The sequence below is a fragment of the Pseudomonas sp. 57B-090624 genome (assembly GCF_003234055.1).
Lineage (GTDB): Bacteria > Pseudomonadota > Gammaproteobacteria > Pseudomonadales > Pseudomonadaceae > Metapseudomonas > Metapseudomonas tohonis.
This window is the reverse complement of sequence record NZ_QKRU01000105.1, coordinates 1-15,303: the sequence shown is the minus strand read 5'-3', so window position 1 is coordinate 15,303 and position 15,303 is coordinate 1. Positions and strand designations below refer to the sequence as shown.

Annotated in this window: 14 protein-coding genes; 5 read left to right on the top strand and 9 right to left on the bottom strand. The window is 68.8% G+C overall.

Annotated features, from left to right (window positions below; translation table 11 throughout):
- Nucleotides 1–255: 255 nt before the first annotated feature.
- The gene (locus DMX10_RS29940; RefSeq protein ID WP_111264520.1) at nt 256–1,188 is read left to right on the top strand and encodes a LysR substrate-binding domain-containing protein; all 933 of its coding nucleotides are present in this window, start codon (nt 256–258) and stop codon (nt 1,186–1,188) included.
- 150 nt (nt 1,189–1,338) lie between these two features.
- On the opposite strand, the gene DMX10_RS29935 is transcribed toward DMX10_RS29940, so the two are convergent.
- Genes DMX10_RS29935 through DMX10_RS29915 form a run of 5 tightly spaced genes read right to left on the bottom strand, consistent with a single transcriptional unit; the run spans nt 1,339 to nt 6,424 of the window.
- A complete protein-coding gene (locus DMX10_RS29935; protein WP_111264519.1) occupies nt 1,339–2,436 on the bottom strand; it encodes a P1 family peptidase in 1,098 nt (365 codons plus the stop codon).
- Nucleotides 2,429–3,292 carry an ABC transporter permease gene (locus tag DMX10_RS29930; RefSeq protein WP_111264518.1) on the bottom strand — a complete coding sequence of 288 codons (864 nt, stop codon included), beginning with the start codon at nt 3,290–3,292 and terminating at the stop codon, nt 2,429–2,431. Before DMX10_RS29930 ends, DMX10_RS29935 begins: the two co-directional genes overlap by 8 nt.
- Complete coding sequence (locus DMX10_RS29925) at nt 3,289–4,194, bottom strand: ABC transporter permease (RefSeq protein WP_111264517.1); 906 nt, start codon at nt 4,192–4,194, stop codon at nt 3,289–3,291. Before DMX10_RS29925 ends, DMX10_RS29930 begins: the two co-directional genes overlap by 4 nt.
- A gap of 12 nt (nt 4,195–4,206) precedes the next feature.
- Complete coding sequence (locus tag DMX10_RS29920; protein WP_111264516.1) at nt 4,207–5,322, bottom strand: ABC transporter ATP-binding protein; 1,116 nt, start codon at nt 5,320–5,322, stop codon at nt 4,207–4,209.
- 43 nt (nt 5,323–5,365) lie between these two features.
- Nucleotides 5,366–6,424 carry a spermidine/putrescine ABC transporter substrate-binding protein gene (locus tag DMX10_RS29915; RefSeq protein WP_111264515.1) on the bottom strand — a complete coding sequence of 353 codons (1,059 nt, stop codon included), beginning with the start codon at nt 6,422–6,424 and terminating at the stop codon, nt 5,366–5,368.
- 196 nt (nt 6,425–6,620) lie between these two features.
- On the opposite strand from DMX10_RS29915, the gene DMX10_RS29910 reads away from it, so the two are divergent.
- Nucleotides 6,621–7,454 carry a MurR/RpiR family transcriptional regulator gene (locus DMX10_RS29910; RefSeq protein WP_111264514.1) on the top strand — a complete coding sequence of 278 codons (834 nt, stop codon included), beginning with the start codon at nt 6,621–6,623 and terminating at the stop codon, nt 7,452–7,454.
- Nucleotides 7,455–7,757: 303 nt separating this feature from the next.
- Here the strand turns inward: DMX10_RS29910 and DMX10_RS29905 are convergent, their stop codons facing one another.
- Complete coding sequence (locus tag DMX10_RS29905; RefSeq protein ID WP_111264513.1) at nt 7,758–8,063, bottom strand: GIY-YIG nuclease family protein; 306 nt, start codon at nt 8,061–8,063, stop codon at nt 7,758–7,760.
- A gap of 237 nt (nt 8,064–8,300) precedes the next feature.
- A complete protein-coding gene (locus tag DMX10_RS29900; RefSeq protein WP_111264512.1) occupies nt 8,301–10,682 on the bottom strand; it encodes a penicillin acylase family protein in 2,382 nt (793 codons plus the stop codon).
- A gap of 106 nt (nt 10,683–10,788) precedes the next feature.
- Between DMX10_RS29900 and DMX10_RS29895 the strand changes: the two genes are divergently transcribed.
- Nucleotides 10,789–11,808: an AraC family transcriptional regulator gene (locus DMX10_RS29895; RefSeq protein ID WP_111264511.1), complete on the top strand. Its 1,020-nt coding sequence runs from the start codon at nt 10,789–10,791 to the stop codon at nt 11,806–11,808.
- A 115-nt stretch (nt 11,809–11,923) separates the two neighbouring features.
- A complete protein-coding gene (locus DMX10_RS29890; RefSeq protein ID WP_111264510.1) occupies nt 11,924–12,715 on the top strand; it encodes an ABC transporter substrate-binding protein in 792 nt (263 codons plus the stop codon).
- 7 nt (nt 12,716–12,722) lie between these two features.
- Here DMX10_RS29890 and DMX10_RS29885 read toward each other — a convergent pair whose 3' ends face one another.
- A complete protein-coding gene (locus DMX10_RS29885; protein WP_111264509.1) occupies nt 12,723–13,304 on the bottom strand; it encodes a DUF6436 domain-containing protein in 582 nt (193 codons plus the stop codon).
- A 133-nt stretch (nt 13,305–13,437) separates the two neighbouring features.
- Between DMX10_RS29885 and DMX10_RS29880 the strand changes: the two genes are divergently transcribed.
- Nucleotides 13,438–14,382, top strand: coding sequence for an alpha/beta hydrolase (locus DMX10_RS29880; RefSeq protein ID WP_111264508.1), 945 nt, complete (start codon nt 13,438–13,440; stop codon nt 14,380–14,382).
- Between the two features lie 63 nt (nt 14,383–14,445).
- On the opposite strand, the gene DMX10_RS29875 is transcribed toward DMX10_RS29880, so the two are convergent.
- Nucleotides 14,446–15,213, bottom strand: a complete 768-nt coding sequence (locus DMX10_RS29875; RefSeq protein WP_111264507.1) for a DUF2059 domain-containing protein — start codon at nt 15,211–15,213, stop codon at nt 14,446–14,448.
- Between the last annotated feature and the right edge of the window lie 90 nt (nt 15,214–15,303).

The window sequence follows — 15,303 nt, the reverse complement described above, 5'->3', positions numbered from 1 at the left end:
GTGGCCGGGGGGCGGACAGGCTGCACGTGCTCGCCGACCGTCTGCGCGGTCCGGGCTTCGTGGGTCGAGTGCAGCGGATGGTGCGATAGAGCTCGGCCGAGGAAAATTATTAAAAATATGCTCGGTGGATAAGAAAAAGCTCGGCAGCGCGGCAGCCCATGCCGCGGTGCCTGGGGTATGTTTCGCAGGGACGATCCCGCCCACAACCAGCTGCCCGGCCATGACCGCAGGTGGCACGCGACGCCGAGGTGCCCCGTGGCGAACTACACCCTGCGACAACTCAAGTACTTCGTGACGACCGTGGAGTGCGGCAGCGTGGCCGAGGCGTCGCGCAAGCTGTACATCGCCCAGCCGTCCATCTCCACCGCCATCAAGGGGCTGGAGGAGAGCTTCGGCGTGCAGCTGTTCATCCGCCACCACGCCCAGGGCGTGTCGCTCACCCCCAGCGGCTCGCGCTTCTACCGCAAGGCCCAGGACCTGCTGCGCATGGCCTGGGAGTTCGAGCAGAACGCCCTGGCGGTGAACGATGTTGTGGCCGGGCAGATCGACATCGGCTGCTTCGAGACCGTGGCGCCGCTCTACCTGCCGGGGCTGATCGCGGGTTTTCGCGAGCGCTACCCGGGGGTGGAGATCCGCATCGGCGATGGCGAGCAGCAGGAGCTGGTGCAGGGCCTGACCGCCGGGCGCTTCGACCTGGCGATCCTCTACCAGCACGAGCTCGACGCCACCATCGAGACCGACCCCCTGATGCCGCCGCAGCGGCCCTACGCGCTGCTGCCGGAGAACCACCGCTTCGCCCACCAGGCCCAGGTGTCGCTGCGCGACCTGGTGCTGGAGCCGATGATCCTGCTCGACGTGCAGCCGAGCCGGACCTACTTCGTCAGCCTGTTCGAGGAGCTCGGCCTGAGCCCGAATATCGGCTTCAGCTCACCCTCCATCGAGATGGTGCGCGGCATGGTCGGCCAGGGTTTCGGCTTCTCGGTGCTGGTCACCCGGCCCCATTCCGAATGCACCTACGACGGCAAGAAGGTGGTGATGGTGGACATCGCCGAGCCCGTCACCGGCTCCGGCCTGGTGGCCGCCTGGCTCAAGCGCGCCCAGCTGACCAAGCCGGCGCAGATGTTCGTCGACTACTGCAAGGAACACCTGCCCGGCGGCAGCGCGCCGGCGCCCGTCCCGGGCGATTGACCACCGATGGGAGCGAATTCATTCGTGAAAGCGGCGTCTTGCGGTTCGTAGGATGGGTAGAGCGAAGCGAAACCCATGCGGTTACGGGTCGCTCCGCATCGATGGGTTTCGTACCTCTACCCATCCTACGAAGAGCGCCGGTGCCTGGGGCTAGGCCTCAACCCGCCCCGCTTCCTCCAGCAACGCCTGCAACCGCTCGCCGTCCAGCGCCGGGCAGATGCCTTGCGGCTTCTGCATCACGGCGTCCTCGGCGGCGAGCATGGCGTTGAGGATGGCCTCGTCCGTGCTTTCGACCGCCGCCAGGTAGAGGGCGTCGATGTGTTCGTCGTTGAGGCACTCCAGGCTGAAGCGCCCGCCCGGGGTGAGCTGGGGCAGGGGGCGCGGGTTGGCCACGCTGAAGGCGAGGAAGATGTCCCCCGAGTTGTTGCCCCCCGGCGTGCCGCCCAGGCCGATGCCGAGGCCGGCGCGCTGGGCCAGGCGGCGCAGCTGGTGGGGCAGCAGCGGGGCGTCGGTGGCGAGGATGACGATGATCGAGCCGCGCTCGCGGTCCAGCCCCTGGGGCTGCTCGCCCAGGGCCTTGCCCACCGGTACGCCGAGCACCTTGAGCCAGTCGCGCTGGCCGTGGTTGGCCTGCACCAGGGCGCCCAGGGTGTAGGCCTGGCCGTCGATCTCCAGCAGCCGCGAGGCGGTGCCGGTGCCGCCCTTGAAGCCGTAGCAGATCATGCCGTTGCCGCCGCCGACGTTGCCCTCGGCGATGGCGCCGTCGCGGGCGTCCGCCAGCGCCGCCAGGGCATCGGCCTCGGTGACGTGCTGGCCGTTGATGTCGTTGATCACCCCGTCGTAGGTCTCGGCCACCACCGGCATCGCCCACAGGTGGCTGGCCTCCCAGGCCTGCGCGTAGTGGTCGATGGTCCAGCGCGTGGCGGCGTGGTGGACGATGCCGACGCTGTGGGAGTTGGTGATGCACACCGGCCCGACGAAGTAGCCGCCGTGCTCGATCCAGTGGGTGCCGGTCATCTCGCCGTTGCCGTTGAGGGCGTGGAAGCCCGCCCACACCGGCTGCGGCTCGCGCTCCAGGCCCCGGGGGAGGATGGCGGTGACGCCGGTCTTGATGCGCTTGCCGCTGGCGGCGATGCCGTCGAGGGTGCGGTAGCCGACGCGCACGCCGGGCACATCGGTGATGGCGTTGTTGGGGCCGGGCCGGCCGGGGACGGCCAGCCCGAGTTCACGGGCGCGTGGTTTAGCCATGGGCATTCTCGGCAGGGGACGTGGCGGGCTTGCGGTTGCGCAGGTAGAGCCCGAGGGAGGCGATGAGCAGCGAGGCGATCAGCAGCAGGGTGGCGATGGCGTTGATCTCGGGCTTGATGCCGCGGCGGATCATCCCGTAGATGAACACCGGCAGCGTGGTGGCATCGACCCCGGAGATGAAGTAGGTGATCACCAGGTCGTCCATCGAGATGATGAAGGCCAGCAGGGCGCCGCCGAGCACGCCGGGGAGGATCTGCGGCAGGGTGATGCGGCGGAAGGTGGTCCAGGGCGAGGCGCCGAGGTCCGCCGAGGCCTCTTCCAGGCGCGTGTCCATCCCCGCCAGGCGGGCGCTGACGATGAGGAACACGTAGCTGATGAGGAAGGTGCAGTGGCCGATGATGATCGACGTCTTGCCCAGGGGGATGCCGCTGCCGACGAAGAAGATCAGCAGGGCGATGCCGAGGACGATGTCCGGCATCAGCATCGGCAGGAACAGCAGCACCCGGTAGAAGCCCTGCAGGCGGAAGCGGTAGCGCGCCAGGGCGAGGGCGGTGAGGGTGCCGACCAGGGTGGCGATCAGCGTGGTGCTCAGGGCCACGATGAGGCTGGTGCGCAGGGCGGCCACCAGCTGGTCGGTGGACTCCACGTAGAGCGCGTTCTCGTTCAGCGCGCTGGAGAGGCCGAACAGGGTGCGGTACCAGTCCAGGCTGGCGCCGCTCCAGATCATCATGTTCACCGGGTTGGCATTGAACGAGTAGGCGACGATCAGGGCGATGGGCAGGTACAGGAAGGCGAAGAAGGCCAGGCTGTAGCCGCCGAGCAGGCCGCGCCCCAGGCGGGCGATGAGGGCGTTCATGCCAGCCCCTCCTTCACCTGGGCGCGTGACTGCCAGCGCACGTAGAGCAGCAGGAACACCAGCATGGCGGCCATGATCAGCATCGCCAGGGCGGCGCCGAAGGGCCAGTTGCGCGCGGCGAGGAACTGCTGCTCCACCAGGTTGCCGATCATCACCACCCGCGCGCCGCCCAGCAGCGAGGGCACGATGAAGTTACCCAGGCTGGGGATGAAGACGATGATCGAGCCGGCGGCGATGCCCGGCAGGGTCAGCGGGAAGACGATGCGCCAGAAGCTCTGCCAGCGGCTGGCGCCGAGGTCGGCGGAGGCTTCCAGCAGCTTGCGGTCGAGCTTCTCCACGCTGGCGTAGATGGGCATGAACATGAAGGGGATGAAGATGTAGGTCATGCCGATCAGCACGGCGGTTTCGCTGTAGATCAGGTTCAGCGGCCGGTCGGCCAGGCCCAGGGCCTGCAGCGCCAGGTTGAGGAAGCCGGTGGGCCGCAGGATCAGCACCCAGGCGTAGAGCCGCACGATCAGGCTGGTGAAGAACGGCAGGGTGATGAGGAAGAGGAAGAAGTTGCGCCGCCGCTCCGGCTGCCGCGCCACCCAGAAGGCTGCCGGGTAGCAGACCGCGAGGGTCAGCACGACGGTGATCGCCGCCAGCTTGAACGAGCGCAGCAGGATCTCCAGGTAGACGATGTCGAACTCTTCGTTGCTGCCGTCGGCCCAGCCGAGGATGCGGCCGAAGTTGTCCGGGTAGAAGGACCATTCCACGCCGCCGTACAGGCCCGGCTCCAGCAGGCTGTAGAGCGCCATGATGGCCATGGGCACGAGGAAGAAGCCGACGATCACCAGGGTCGCCGGGCTGAGCAGGGCCACCAGGCGCAGGCGTGCGCGGGCGGCGAGGGAAAGCGAAGTCATGGGCGGTTCTCCCTAGGCCAGCAGCAGGTGCGGGGCATCGGTGGCGTACCACAGCTGCACCCGCGCGCCGGCCTCGAGCGTGCTCATCAGCTCCCGCGAGGGGGCGCGCAGTACCGCCTTCACCGGGCTGCCGTGCAGGGTGCGCACGCTGAGTTCGAAGTCCTTGCCGATGAACACCTGTTGCAGCACGCGGCCTTCGATGCAGGCGTGGCGGGCCGGGTCGCCCGGGCAGGCGAGGTGGAACTGCTCGGGGCGCAGCATCGCCTGGAGCTTCTGCCCCGGCGCCAGGTCGGTGCGGCGCAGGCGCAGGGTGTCGCCCTGGGCGGTGGCGAACTCCACGGCGTCGCCGTGGTGGCGGGTGACGCGGCCGTCGAACAGGTTGCTCTCGCCGATGAAGCCGGCGACGAAGGCGTTGGCCGGGCGGTCGTAGATGTCTTCCGGGCTGCCCAGCTGCTGCACGTGGCCGCCATTGAGCACGACGATGCGGTCGGACATGGTCAGCGCTTCTTCCTGGTCATGGGTGACGAAGACGAAGGCGATGCCCAGCTCGCTCTGCAGGTTCTTCAGTTCGCGCTGCATGCTCTGGCGCAACTGGCGGTCGAGGGCCGAGAGCGGCTCGTCGAGCAGCAGCAGGGCGGGCTTGTTGACGATGGCGCGGGCCAGGGCGATGCGCTGCTGCTGGCCACCGGAGAGCTGGCCGGGCTTGCGCTTCTCCAGCCCCGCCATGCCCACCAGTTCGAGGGCGTCGGCCACCTGGCGGTTGCGCTGGGCCTTGGCGACGCCACGGATGTCCAGCGCGTAGCCGACGTTGTCGCCGACGCTGAGGTGGGGGAACAGGGCATAGCTCTGGAACACGGTGTGCACCGGGCGCAGGTGCGCGGGTACGTCGTTCATCCGTTGGCCCTGGATGCGCAGCTCGCCGCCGTCGAGGCCCTCGAAGCCGCTGATCACCCTTAGCAGGGTGGTCTTGCCGCAGCCGGAGGGGCCGAGCAGGGTGACGAATTCATTGCCGCCGACGCACAGGTCGACGCCGTCGAGGGCGCGGACGGCGTGGCCTTCCGGGGCACGGTAGTGCTTCACCGCAGCGGTGATCTGGACCACCGGTGCACTGTTGACGATGCAGGTCATGGAGAACTCCGGCGGGCGCGGGCGCGCCCGCGCTCTTGCTGGCTCAGTTGGCGGTGCGCACGCGGGTCCAGGCGCGGTCGTACTTCTTCAGGTCCTTGCCCAGGTCGTTGAAGATCTGCAGCTTGGCCATGACATCGGCCGGCGGGTTGACCTGCGGGTTGTCGCGCAGCTCGGCGGGCAGCAGCTTGAGCGCCTCGCGGTTGGGCGTGCCGTTCATCTGCTGCCGGGTGTTGAGGGCGGCGATCTCGGGGTTGAGGAAGAACTCCATGAAGCGCTTGGCGTTGGCCTTGTTCGGTGCGCTCCTGAGCACGCACATGTCTTCCTGGTACATCGTCGCGCCTTCCCTGGGGATGACGTAGGCGAGGTTCTGCGGGTCCTGCTTCACGTACATCATGGCGCCGACGAAGTAGTGTGCGGCGGCCACGTCGCCCGACTGCACCATGGGCACGCTGTCGTAGGTGAAGGCCGAGACCAGCGGCTTGCGCTCCAGCAGCCACTGCTCGGAGACCTTGAGGTCGGCGGCATCGGTGGTGTTGACCGACTTGCCGTTGACGATCAGGCCGACGCCCAGGGTCTCGCGCATGTCGTCGAGCAGGATGACCTTCTTGCCGGACTCGGCCAGGGCGAAGAAATCCGCCCAGGATTCGATGGGGCGGTCCACCTTGGTCTTGTTGTAGAAGATGCCGACGGTGCCCCAGGCGTAGGGCAGGCACTGCTCGCCCCTGGGGTCGGACTTGGCGCGGAGGAAGGCCGGGTCGATGTTGGCGAAGGCCGGGCTGGCGCCGATGTCGGTCTTCTCCAGCAGGCCCAGGGCGGACAGGGTGTCGTGCATGTGCACGGAGGGGAACACGATGTCGTAGCCGGTCGCACCGGCCTGGAGCTTGGCGAGCATTTCCTCGTTGCTGCCGTAGGTGTCCAGTGACACCTTGATGCCGGTCTCGGCGGTGAAGCGCTTGAGCACCTCGGGGTTGATGTAGTCGCCCCAGTTGTACAGGTGCAGCTCCTCGGCGGCCTGTGCGGCGCCGACGGTGAAGGCCAGGGTGGTGGCGAGCAGCGGCGCGGCGAGGCGGCGCAGAGGATGCAGCAGGGGATGAGCGGGCATGTTCCTGTTCTCCGTTCTGGGCCCGGCGCGGCTGGCGCGGGCCTGGCTGGGGCAGCTCTTGCATGGCCGATGGGCCGAAGGGGTAGCGGAAGAAACGGTGTTTTTATTTTTTGCCTCGCCGTGGAGCATAAAGTATGTTTCTTCCATCGATCAATACATTGACATTAATCTTCCAGAAATAGACAGGGAACCGGGCATGCTGGACAGCAAAGTGGAGCAGATCGACGGCAAGCTGACGCCGAACGAACGCACCCTGTGGGCCTATATCCAGGCGAACCTGGAGACCATCGCCTTCGAGAGCGGCGCCAGCCTGGCGCAGAAGAGCGGGGTCAGCCCCAACACCGTCAGCCGCTTCCTGCGGCGCCTCGGCTACAAGGGGCTGAAGAGCCTGAAGGAGGAGCTGCGCGACGACATCCGCGTGCAGTCGCTGCTCAACACCACCCTGATCGAGCGGGTGGAGAAGCAGCCCGATGACCTGCTCGCCCACCTCAACGAGGAGATCGACGCCCTCGTCAGCTTCGGCAACCAGCTCAACAGCCAGCACTGGCAGGACATCGTCACCCGTGTCGCCGAGGCCGAGCGTGTGTTCGTCTGCGGCTTCCAGACCATCCGCGGCCTGGCCGAGGACTTCGCCAGCCGCCTGTCGCTGGTGCGTTCGGGGGTGGAGTTCCTCGACCTCTACCGGGGTGTGCTCGGCCAGTGGGTGGACAGCCGCGACGAGCGCTGCTGCGTGGTACTGATCGACATCGCCCCCTACGCCGATGTCGGCATCGCCTTCGCCAACACCCTCAAGGAGGACACGGACCTGGTGGTGTTCACCGATGAATACGGCATCGCCCGGCACATCTCCACGCCCTGGATCGTCACCATGAAGACCAAGACCGGGCTGATCCTCGAATCCACCGGCGGCCTCACCAGCGCCCTCAACGTGCTGCTGCACTGCGTCGCCTCCAGGCGCAAGGGCGAGCTCAAGGACCGCCTCGCCGCCTACCGGGCGCGGGTCGAGAGCCTGAAGCTGTATCGGAGCTGAGGGGGCCTTGTCCGCTGGATGGGGCTTAGTGGGCCCCCGCGTGCGCGGGGGTGACGGTGGTTGGGGACGTTCCGCTTTACCCGTCATCCCCGCGAACGCGGGGATCCAGTAAGAGGCGCTGTTCAGTGGGCTTCTGCGTACGCGGGGGGGACGGTGGTTGGGGGCGCTTCGCCTCTTTCCGTCATCCTCGCGAATGCGGGGATCCAGTAGGGCCGGTGTTCTTGGGCCCCCGCATGCGCAGGGGTGACGCTGGTGTGGGGACGTTCCGCCTCACCCCGTCATCCTCGCGAACGCGGGGATCCACTAAAAGCCCTGGCTGACCAGTTCGTCCCACAGGTCGAGCCACTGTGGGTTCGTCGACTCGATCAGCTCCACCTTCCACTCCCTGCGCCATTTCTTCAGGCGCTTCTCGCGCTGGATGGCCTCCAGCATCGACCCGTGCATTTCGAAGTAGACCAGGCGTTTGATGCCATGACGTTGGGTGAAACCATCCACATAGCTGTTGCGATGCATCCAGATGCGCTTCACCAGGTCGGAGGTGACGCCGATGTAGAGGCTGCCGTTGAAGCGGCTGGCCAGGATGTAGACGGCGGGCTGGCGGGTGGCCATGGAATTGCTCCTCGGGATGGGAGCGGATCATGGTGCTATCAGTCGTTCTGAGAGGCTTCCGAACATCGGGTAGGGGATTTCTGGCGTGGCGGGTTCAGTGGATTCCCGCATTCGAAAGGATGACGAGGTATGCGGAACTTCGCGCCACTCCGTCACCCCCGTGAATGCGGGGGGGCACCCAAAGGCCCAAAGAACAGGGCCCCGCATCCGCGGGGCCCGGTCATGGCTGGTCGCGACCTACCTGGCAGGCACCAGCTTCAGCGTTCCCTGGGTATTGGCCTTCACGTCCTCTTCGCTCATGTGCATCGGCACGTACTCGCCCTTGACGTAGCGCTCGGCCTGGTCGTCGTAGTGGCGGTCGAAGACCACGCCACTCTGGCCCACCGGGTTGATGCCGATGGCGTGGGCCGGATCGGCCATGTCGACCAGGCGGCGGGTGGAGGGGCCGTAGACCACTTCCCAGGGCGCCGGGCCGACGCGGTTGGACAGGTTGTTGGGCACCTCGTGGCCGCCGGGTGCGGCGAAGGGGCCGACGTTGAACAGCTTGTCCAGCGGCTTCTGCATGCCCAGCGGGTGGCCGTGGGTGAGGGTGTGGGCGCGGCCCCAGGCCCATTTCGAACCGTCCGCGCCTAGGGTCTGCTTCAGGTGGGCGAGGCTGGCCTGCCAGGCGGCCTTCACCGTATCGGCACGGGTCTCGCGGGCGTCGGTGCCGCGCACGTCCCACCAGGGCGAGTCGGCGTCGGCGGCCAGGCGCGGCAGGGCCACGTCGAGCACGCGGGTGGACAGCAGGTTGTCGAAGAAGGCGTCGCCCAGCTCGTCGTGGAAAGCGCCACGGGCCAGCTCGTAGACCAGTTGTTCGAAGACGGTCGCGGCAGTGGAATCCAGCGGGTGGTCGCCCTGCCAGGCGGCCAGTTGCTCGATGAGGGCGCGCTCGGCGTCGTCGGCCGCGGCGGCGCGCAGCTCGCCCAGCAACGGGGCGAGCAGGCGCGGGCCGTAGCCGGTGGCGGTTTCCAGCTGCAGGGCGCGGCTGTTGTCCTGGTCCCACTTCACGTCCTTCTGCGCGAGCAGCTGGTCCAGGCGCTGGCCGCGGTCCGGCAGGTTGTAGTAGCCGGGGATGGCGACGCCGGTGGGCGACTGCGGCTGGTAGTTGGCCGAGACGATGTAGCCGCGCTCGGGGTTCTCCTCGTGGGGGTTGGCGCTGAAGGGCAGGTAGCCGGGCTTGTCCGCCTGGCCGCTGGCACCGTCGAGGATGAAGTAGGGGTTCACCCCGTCCGGGCGCTGCGGCAGCTTGGCCGAGGCCCACCAGCCGATGTCGCCGGCGGCGCTGGCCCAGACGACGTTGAGACCGGGGGCGTGGATCTTCTCGGCGGCGCTGCGGGCCTTGTCCAGGGTGTCGGCGCGATTGAGCTGGTAGAAGGCGTCGAGGATGGGGTTCTCGGTTTCGAGGAAGGCCCACCACATGGCGATCGGGGTCTTGCCGGGGGTGGCTCCGAGGGCGTCGTTGACGATGGGGCCGTGGGGCGAGCGGCGCAGGGTCAGCTTCACAGGGTCTGCGTCCTTGACCTGGATGGTCTCCTCGCGGCTCTTCAGGTCCACCCACTGGCCCTGGTACCAGACCTGGTTGGGGTTGTCCGGGTTGACCTTCTCGGCGACCAGGTCGAGGTCGTCGTTCTGGAACATGGTCAGGCTCCAGGCGAACTGCCCGTTGTGCCCCAGCGATGCGGTGGGGTTGAGCGCCTGGTAATGGCCGTAGAGCTCGAAGCCGGGGTAGGAGGCCTGGGCCTCGTACCACACTGCCGGGACGGCGAAGCGGATGTGCGGGTCGCCGGCCAGCAGGGGCTTGCCGCTGGCGGTGCGGCTGCCGGAGACGGCCCAGGCGTTGCTGCCCTCGAACTGCGGCAGGCCGGCTTCCACCAGGGCCTGGTGGCTGAGGCGGGCGAGGCCGTTGAGGGCCTGCCAGTCGCTGGCGGCGAGCTTCGGCCCGACCACGCCCTCGGGGTGCCAGTCGAGGTCGAAGACCTTGAGGTAGTCGGCGCCCAGCTCGTCACGCACGTAGGTCAGCACCGGCTCGGTCCGGAAGGCGGCGGCGAAGCTGTAGGCCATGTAGCCGGCGACGGAGAGGGTGTCTTCCACGGTGAAGGGGCGCTTGGGGATGCCCAGCAGGTCGAACTCCACCGGTGCCGGGCGGCTGGCCTGGTACTGGTTGATGCCGTCGAGGTAGGCCAGCAGGGCCTTGGCGGCGGGGCTGTCCATGTCCATCTTCTTCGCGTAGACGGCGGCATGCTGGCGCAGCTCCAGGGTGCGGAACATGCGGTCGGTGTCGACCAGGCGGGCGCCCAGCACCTCGGCCAGTTCGCCCCGGGCGAGGCGGCGCAGCATCTCCATCTGGAACAGGCGGTCCTGGGCATGGACGAAGCCCAGGGCGCGGTACATGTCGGTCTCGCTGGCGGCCTGGATATGGGGCACGCCGCGTTCGTCGTAGCGGACGCTGACCGGTGCCTGCAGGTGCTCCAGGGCCAGCTCGCCGTCGCGCAGCGGCTTCTTGCCCTGGGCGTACCAGGCGCCACCGGCGGCCACTGCGGCCACGATCACGGCAAGGGCTGTGAGAGTGCGTTTCATGGACGGTTCTCCTTGTTGTAGTGGGCGCATTCTGCGCAGCCGGCAGCACGCTCGCATTGACCGAATGCAGCGAAGCGCAAAGCATAGGGTCAAAACCGGAGGCCCCATGATCCCGCCCCTGCTGCCACGTACCGCCCTCACCCACTCCTCGACCCTGCGCCGCCTGCTCTACGAGGCACTGGCCGAGCTCGGCCTGGACCCGACCGACACCTACCGCCGGGTCTACGGCCAGCCGCCGTCGGTGCCCTGGCTGGACGGCCGCGAGGACCACGACAGCGCGCCGCGTTTCTGGCAGGCGCTGGCGGCGATCACCGGCGACGAGGACATCGGCCTGCACCTGGCCGAGGTGATGCGCCCGCGCCCCATGGACGTGATGGGCTACCTGCTGCAGTCGGCGCGTGACCTGCGCCAGGGCCTAGACGCCTTCGTGCGCTACCAGCACGTGGTTTCCGGAGGCTTCGCCGCGCGCCTGGAGGAGGACGGCGAGCAGGCGCGCCTGGTGATCGACCTGCACTACCGGGGCATCGGCCACCTGCGCCAGCAGGTCGAGTGCGTGGCGCTGCTGATGCAGCGAACCCTCGCCAGCATCATCGGCGGCCCGTTGCCGGTGCTCGGCGTGAGCTTCCGCCACCCGCGCCCGCGACGCCTGGGGGAGCACCGGCGGCTGTTCGCCATGGAGCCGTCGTTCGGCCAGCCCCATGACGCCCTGGTGCTGCCCCGCGAACTGCTCGGCCGGCCCCTGGGCAGCGCCAGTCCGCGGGTGTTCGAGGTGCTGTTGCAGGAGGCTGCGCTGCAGCTGGAGCAACTGGTGGAGAACCAGTTGCTGGAGCGGGTGCGCTACTGGCTGGCGCTGCACATGGAGCGTGGCGATTGCACCCTGGCCGCCTGCGCCGCCGCGCTGGGGCTCGGCCGTAGCGCCCTGCAGCGCAGCCTGGCGGAGCAGGGCAGCAGTTTCCGGGCACTGCACGACGAGGCACGGCGCATGCGCGCGCGGGAGCTGCTGGCCGAGGGGCAGGGTATTCGCGAGGTGGCCCGGGCCTGCGGCTTCGCCGAGCTGTCGCCCTTCTATCGCGCCTTCCGCCGTTGGGAAGGGGTCACCCCGCGCGCGCTGGGTCGCGACGCCTGAGCGCCTGCGCTGGACTATGCTCGGTCAACCGCTCGCGCGGTGAACCGGCGTCTCAGGGAGGGCACGCCGTACGGGCAGGGAGGCGGTCGATCCCACCCGGACGAGGGTTGCTGGGATGCCTTACCGACTCATCGCAGGTTGCCTGCTGGCGGCCAGTCTCGGTCTCGAAGCTTCCGAGCCGGTGAAGATCTGCCTGGGCGACAGCAACGAGTGGCCGCCCTACACCTTCTGGGAGCGCCGGGATGGCCAGGCGGACCGCGAGCACCTCAGCGGCTCGGCGACGACCCTGGTGTTCACCGCCCTGGACCGCCTCGGGCTGGCCTACGAGGTGACCTACTGGCCCTGGGCACGGGTGCAGCAGGAACTGGCCGGCTTCGCCGAGCGCGGCCGTTGCGAGATGACCTGGGACGCCAGCTACACCCGCGAGCGCGCCGCCTTCGCCCACTACAGCGAGCCGCTCTACCGCACCCGCCTGGGGCTGTTCTATTCGAAGCAGCGCTTCCCCCGCTCCCCCGGCATCAACGGGGCCGCAGCCCTGAGCAACTTCCGCCTGTGCGGGGTGATCGGCTACAACTACGAGCCCTACGGCCTGGTGCGCGAGCCCACGCGCTACGCCAGCGTGCAGCAGAACCTCGACCTGCTGCAGCACCTGCGCTGCGACTTCTTTCCCAGCGAGATCGAGCCCCTCTACGGCGGCATCGCCCTGGGGGCGTACCAGGGGCACCCCGACCTCGGCTTCGTCGAGCTGCCGGCCAGCAAGGCCTTCTACCTGCTGCTGAGCAAGGGTTCGCCCCGGGGCGAGCAGTTGCTGCAGGCGCTGAACCAGGAATTGCGGGTGCTGCGTGAGAGCGGCGAGGCCGAGGCCATCTTCCAGCGCTTCCAGCCGGTGCAACTGAAGGAACGCTGAGCGCAGGTCAGTGCGCTGTTGCGTCGGCCCAGGCACAGAAGCAGCCCACCGCCAGGGTGTTGCTGGCTTCCACGGGACGGTCGGCCATCAGCGCTTCGAGCACCGGCTCGATGAAGCTGTTGGCGGAATTGCAGGTCAGCCCCTCGCTGTAGGGGCCGAAGTAGGCGAGGCGGCCCTGGCGGTCCCAGATCGCCACGGCGGGACTGGCCGGCAGCTGCTCGCTGCCCGGCAGCGCCTCGATCTCGCGCAGGGCCTGGAGGTTGGCCGGCAGGTTCCCCTCGCTGCCGGGCTTGCGCACCCGGTAGAAGTCGACGCCGCGTGGCCCATAGCGCTCCAGCAGTTCCGCCAGGTGCTGCTGGTTGCCGACGTTGCAGGGGCAGGCCGGGTCCCAGAAGTGCACCAGGCGGATGTGGCCTTCGCCGGCCAGCGCCGCGGGCAGTTGCAGGTTGGCACCGGAGAACACCGCCGCGCGCTGGTCGAAGGGACGCAGGTAGCGACCTTCGAACCACCAGAAGGCGACGGCCATGGCCACCAGCCAGAGGGCGACGAGGATCAGGCCGAGCAGGGTCTTGCGGGTGGGGCGGCGCATGGGGGAACCGGTCAGATGGGGGCCGATAGCTTGCCATGAGCGGCCGCTCAGCTGAATATCGGCAGCCTTCGCGCCCGTGCCGCCGTGACCACCCGGTCCGACCGCTCCCCTGCACAGCCCCTTGGAAGTACCGATGCCAGACGCCCCGAACCCCGATCAGCTGCGCGCGCTCCTGCGACCCTTGGCCGCAGAGGGGGACGAGCCGGAAATGTTCAGGGCCTACCGTGCCTACTACGGGCTGGATTTCCCGGCGCGCGGGGACAGTGTGCGCAGCCGCCTGGGCTGCGTGCAGGTCGCCGGCCATTGCGTGGCGACCCAGGCCTGGTGGCCACGGGAGCCGCGCGGCACGCTGGTGTTGCTGCATGGCTACTACGACCACATGGGGCTTTACCGCCACGTGATCGACTGGGCGCTGGGGCTGGGCTTCGCGGTGATCGCCTGCGACCTGCCGGGCCACGGCCTGTCCAGCGGTGCGCCGGCGAGCATCGGTGACTTCGCCGAGTACCAGGCCACCCTCACGGCGCTGCTGGGCGAGGCCGGGCGCCTGGAGCTGCCAGCGCCCTGGCACCTGGCCGGGCAGAGCACCGGCGGGGCGATCGTCCTCGACTTCCTGCTCAACGGCGCGGTGCCCGACGGACTCGGCCGCAGCCTGCTGTTCGCGCCCCTGGTGCGCCCCCGCGCCTGGGGCTGGTCGAAATTCAGCTACCGCATGCTGCGGCCCTTCGTGGAGTCCATCCCGCGGCGTTTCAGCGTCAACTCCAGCGACGCCGAGTTCATCGACTTCGTCCATAACCGCGACCCGCTGCAGCCGCGCAACCTGCCCACCGCCTGGGTCGGCGCGCTGGCGCGCTGGGTGCCGTACATCGAGGCGTCGGCGCCCTGTGGGCACAGCCCGCTGGTGATCCAGGGCGATGCCGACATGACGGTGGACTGGCGGCACAACCTCAGGGTGCTGGATGACAAGTTCGCCAGTCCCGAGGTGCTGATGCTGGAGGGGGCGGGGCACCACCTGGTGAACGAGGCGGCGCATTACCGGGAGCGCTACTTCGCCTTCCTGCGCGAGCGCCTGGGGCTCTAGGCCGGCGTCGAGCCGCCGCGAGGCGCGGCATGCGCACCGCTGCAGCCGGAAGAGAGGACGGGCTCAGTAACCCTGCTGCGCCGGCGCCAGGCTGGCGGCGTCCTGGCCTACGGCGAGCCCGGCACGCACGGCGGCCAGGGCGGCCTGGTAGTACGCCTTGCCCTGTGCGGACTCGGCGAAGGTGACGAACTCCTCCAGCTCCGGATCGGACAGGTCGCGATAGACATAGAGCAGGGTGTTGTCGAGGTCGTTGCTGATCTGCTGCATCACCCGCTGGCGCTGGCTTTCCAGCAGGCCCTGGGCCTGGCCGCCGCCGAGCAGGCCGGGCAGCATCTGGCTGAGGCTGTCGGCGGCGACCCCGGCCAGTGCCAGGCTGACTTCGGCACCGGCTTCCTTGGCCGGCAGCGCCTGGGCCAGGTGGCGCACCTGCAGGCGGCGGGTGGCGCTGGCGTCGATGCGCGGCAGGCCGTTGGCGTTCTTGGCCAGCTGGTCGCGGCGGGTGGCGAGCACTTCGGCGGCGGTGATCTTGCGGCCCAGTTCGGACTGGAAGAAGGCCAGCGCGGGGCGCGGGTCCTGCAGCTGGCTGCGCAAGGCGGCCTGGGCGCGCTGGTCGATGGCCTGGGCCTGGAAGCGCTGGTTGCTGTTCTCCACCAGCGCCTGGTAGACGGCGGGCGGCAGGGTCTTCTGGTAGCGCTGCTGGGCGGCCGCCAGGGCGTCGTTGAAATGCGCCCGCTGTTCCGGCCAGCCCGCCGCCTGGTACAAGCTGGCGTGGTCGTCGGCCAGCGCCGGCAGACCGATGAGCAGGAAGGTGACGGCAAGAAGCAGGCGCATGGTGACTCCTGGAGGCGCTATCCGGTGTTGTTCTAGGACCCCGGGGCTGCGGGTTCGGTTCGGCCGGGGGGATGGGCTGCATGACGGGAG

Bases quoted from the DNA above. Each gene is read 5' to 3' on its own strand.
- DMX10_RS29935 (WP_111264519.1), bottom strand. From the start codon at position 2,436: ATGGCTAAACCACGCGCCCGTGAACTCGGGCTGGCCGTCCCCGGCCGG.
- DMX10_RS29930 (WP_111264518.1), bottom strand. From the start codon at position 3,292: ATGAACGCCCTCATCGCCCGCCTGGGGCGCGGCCTGCTCGGCGGCTAC.
- DMX10_RS29925 (WP_111264517.1), bottom strand. From the start codon at position 4,194: ATGACTTCGCTTTCCCTCGCCGCCCGCGCACGCCTGCGCCTGGTGGCC.
- DMX10_RS29920 (WP_111264516.1), bottom strand. From the start codon at position 5,322: ATGACCTGCATCGTCAACAGTGCACCGGTGGTCCAGATCACCGCTGCG.
- DMX10_RS29915 (WP_111264515.1), bottom strand. From the start codon at position 6,424: ATGCCCGCTCATCCCCTGCTGCATCCTCTGCGCCGCCTCGCCGCGCCG.
- DMX10_RS29910 (WP_111264514.1), top strand. From the start codon at position 6,621: ATGCTGGACAGCAAAGTGGAGCAGATCGACGGCAAGCTGACGCCGAAC.
- DMX10_RS29905 (WP_111264513.1), bottom strand. From the start codon at position 8,063: ATGGCCACCCGCCAGCCCGCCGTCTACATCCTGGCCAGCCGCTTCAAC.
- DMX10_RS29900 (WP_111264512.1), bottom strand. From the start codon at position 10,682: ATGAAACGCACTCTCACAGCCCTTGCCGTGATCGTGGCCGCAGTGGCC.
- DMX10_RS29895 (WP_111264511.1), top strand. From the start codon at position 10,789: ATGATCCCGCCCCTGCTGCCACGTACCGCCCTCACCCACTCCTCGACC.
- DMX10_RS29890 (WP_111264510.1), top strand. From the start codon at position 11,924: ATGCCTTACCGACTCATCGCAGGTTGCCTGCTGGCGGCCAGTCTCGGT.
- DMX10_RS29885 (WP_111264509.1), bottom strand. From the start codon at position 13,304: ATGCGCCGCCCCACCCGCAAGACCCTGCTCGGCCTGATCCTCGTCGCC.
- DMX10_RS29880 (WP_111264508.1), top strand. From the start codon at position 13,438: ATGCCAGACGCCCCGAACCCCGATCAGCTGCGCGCGCTCCTGCGACCC.
- DMX10_RS29875 (WP_111264507.1), bottom strand. From the start codon at position 15,213: ATGCGCCTGCTTCTTGCCGTCACCTTCCTGCTCATCGGTCTGCCGGCG.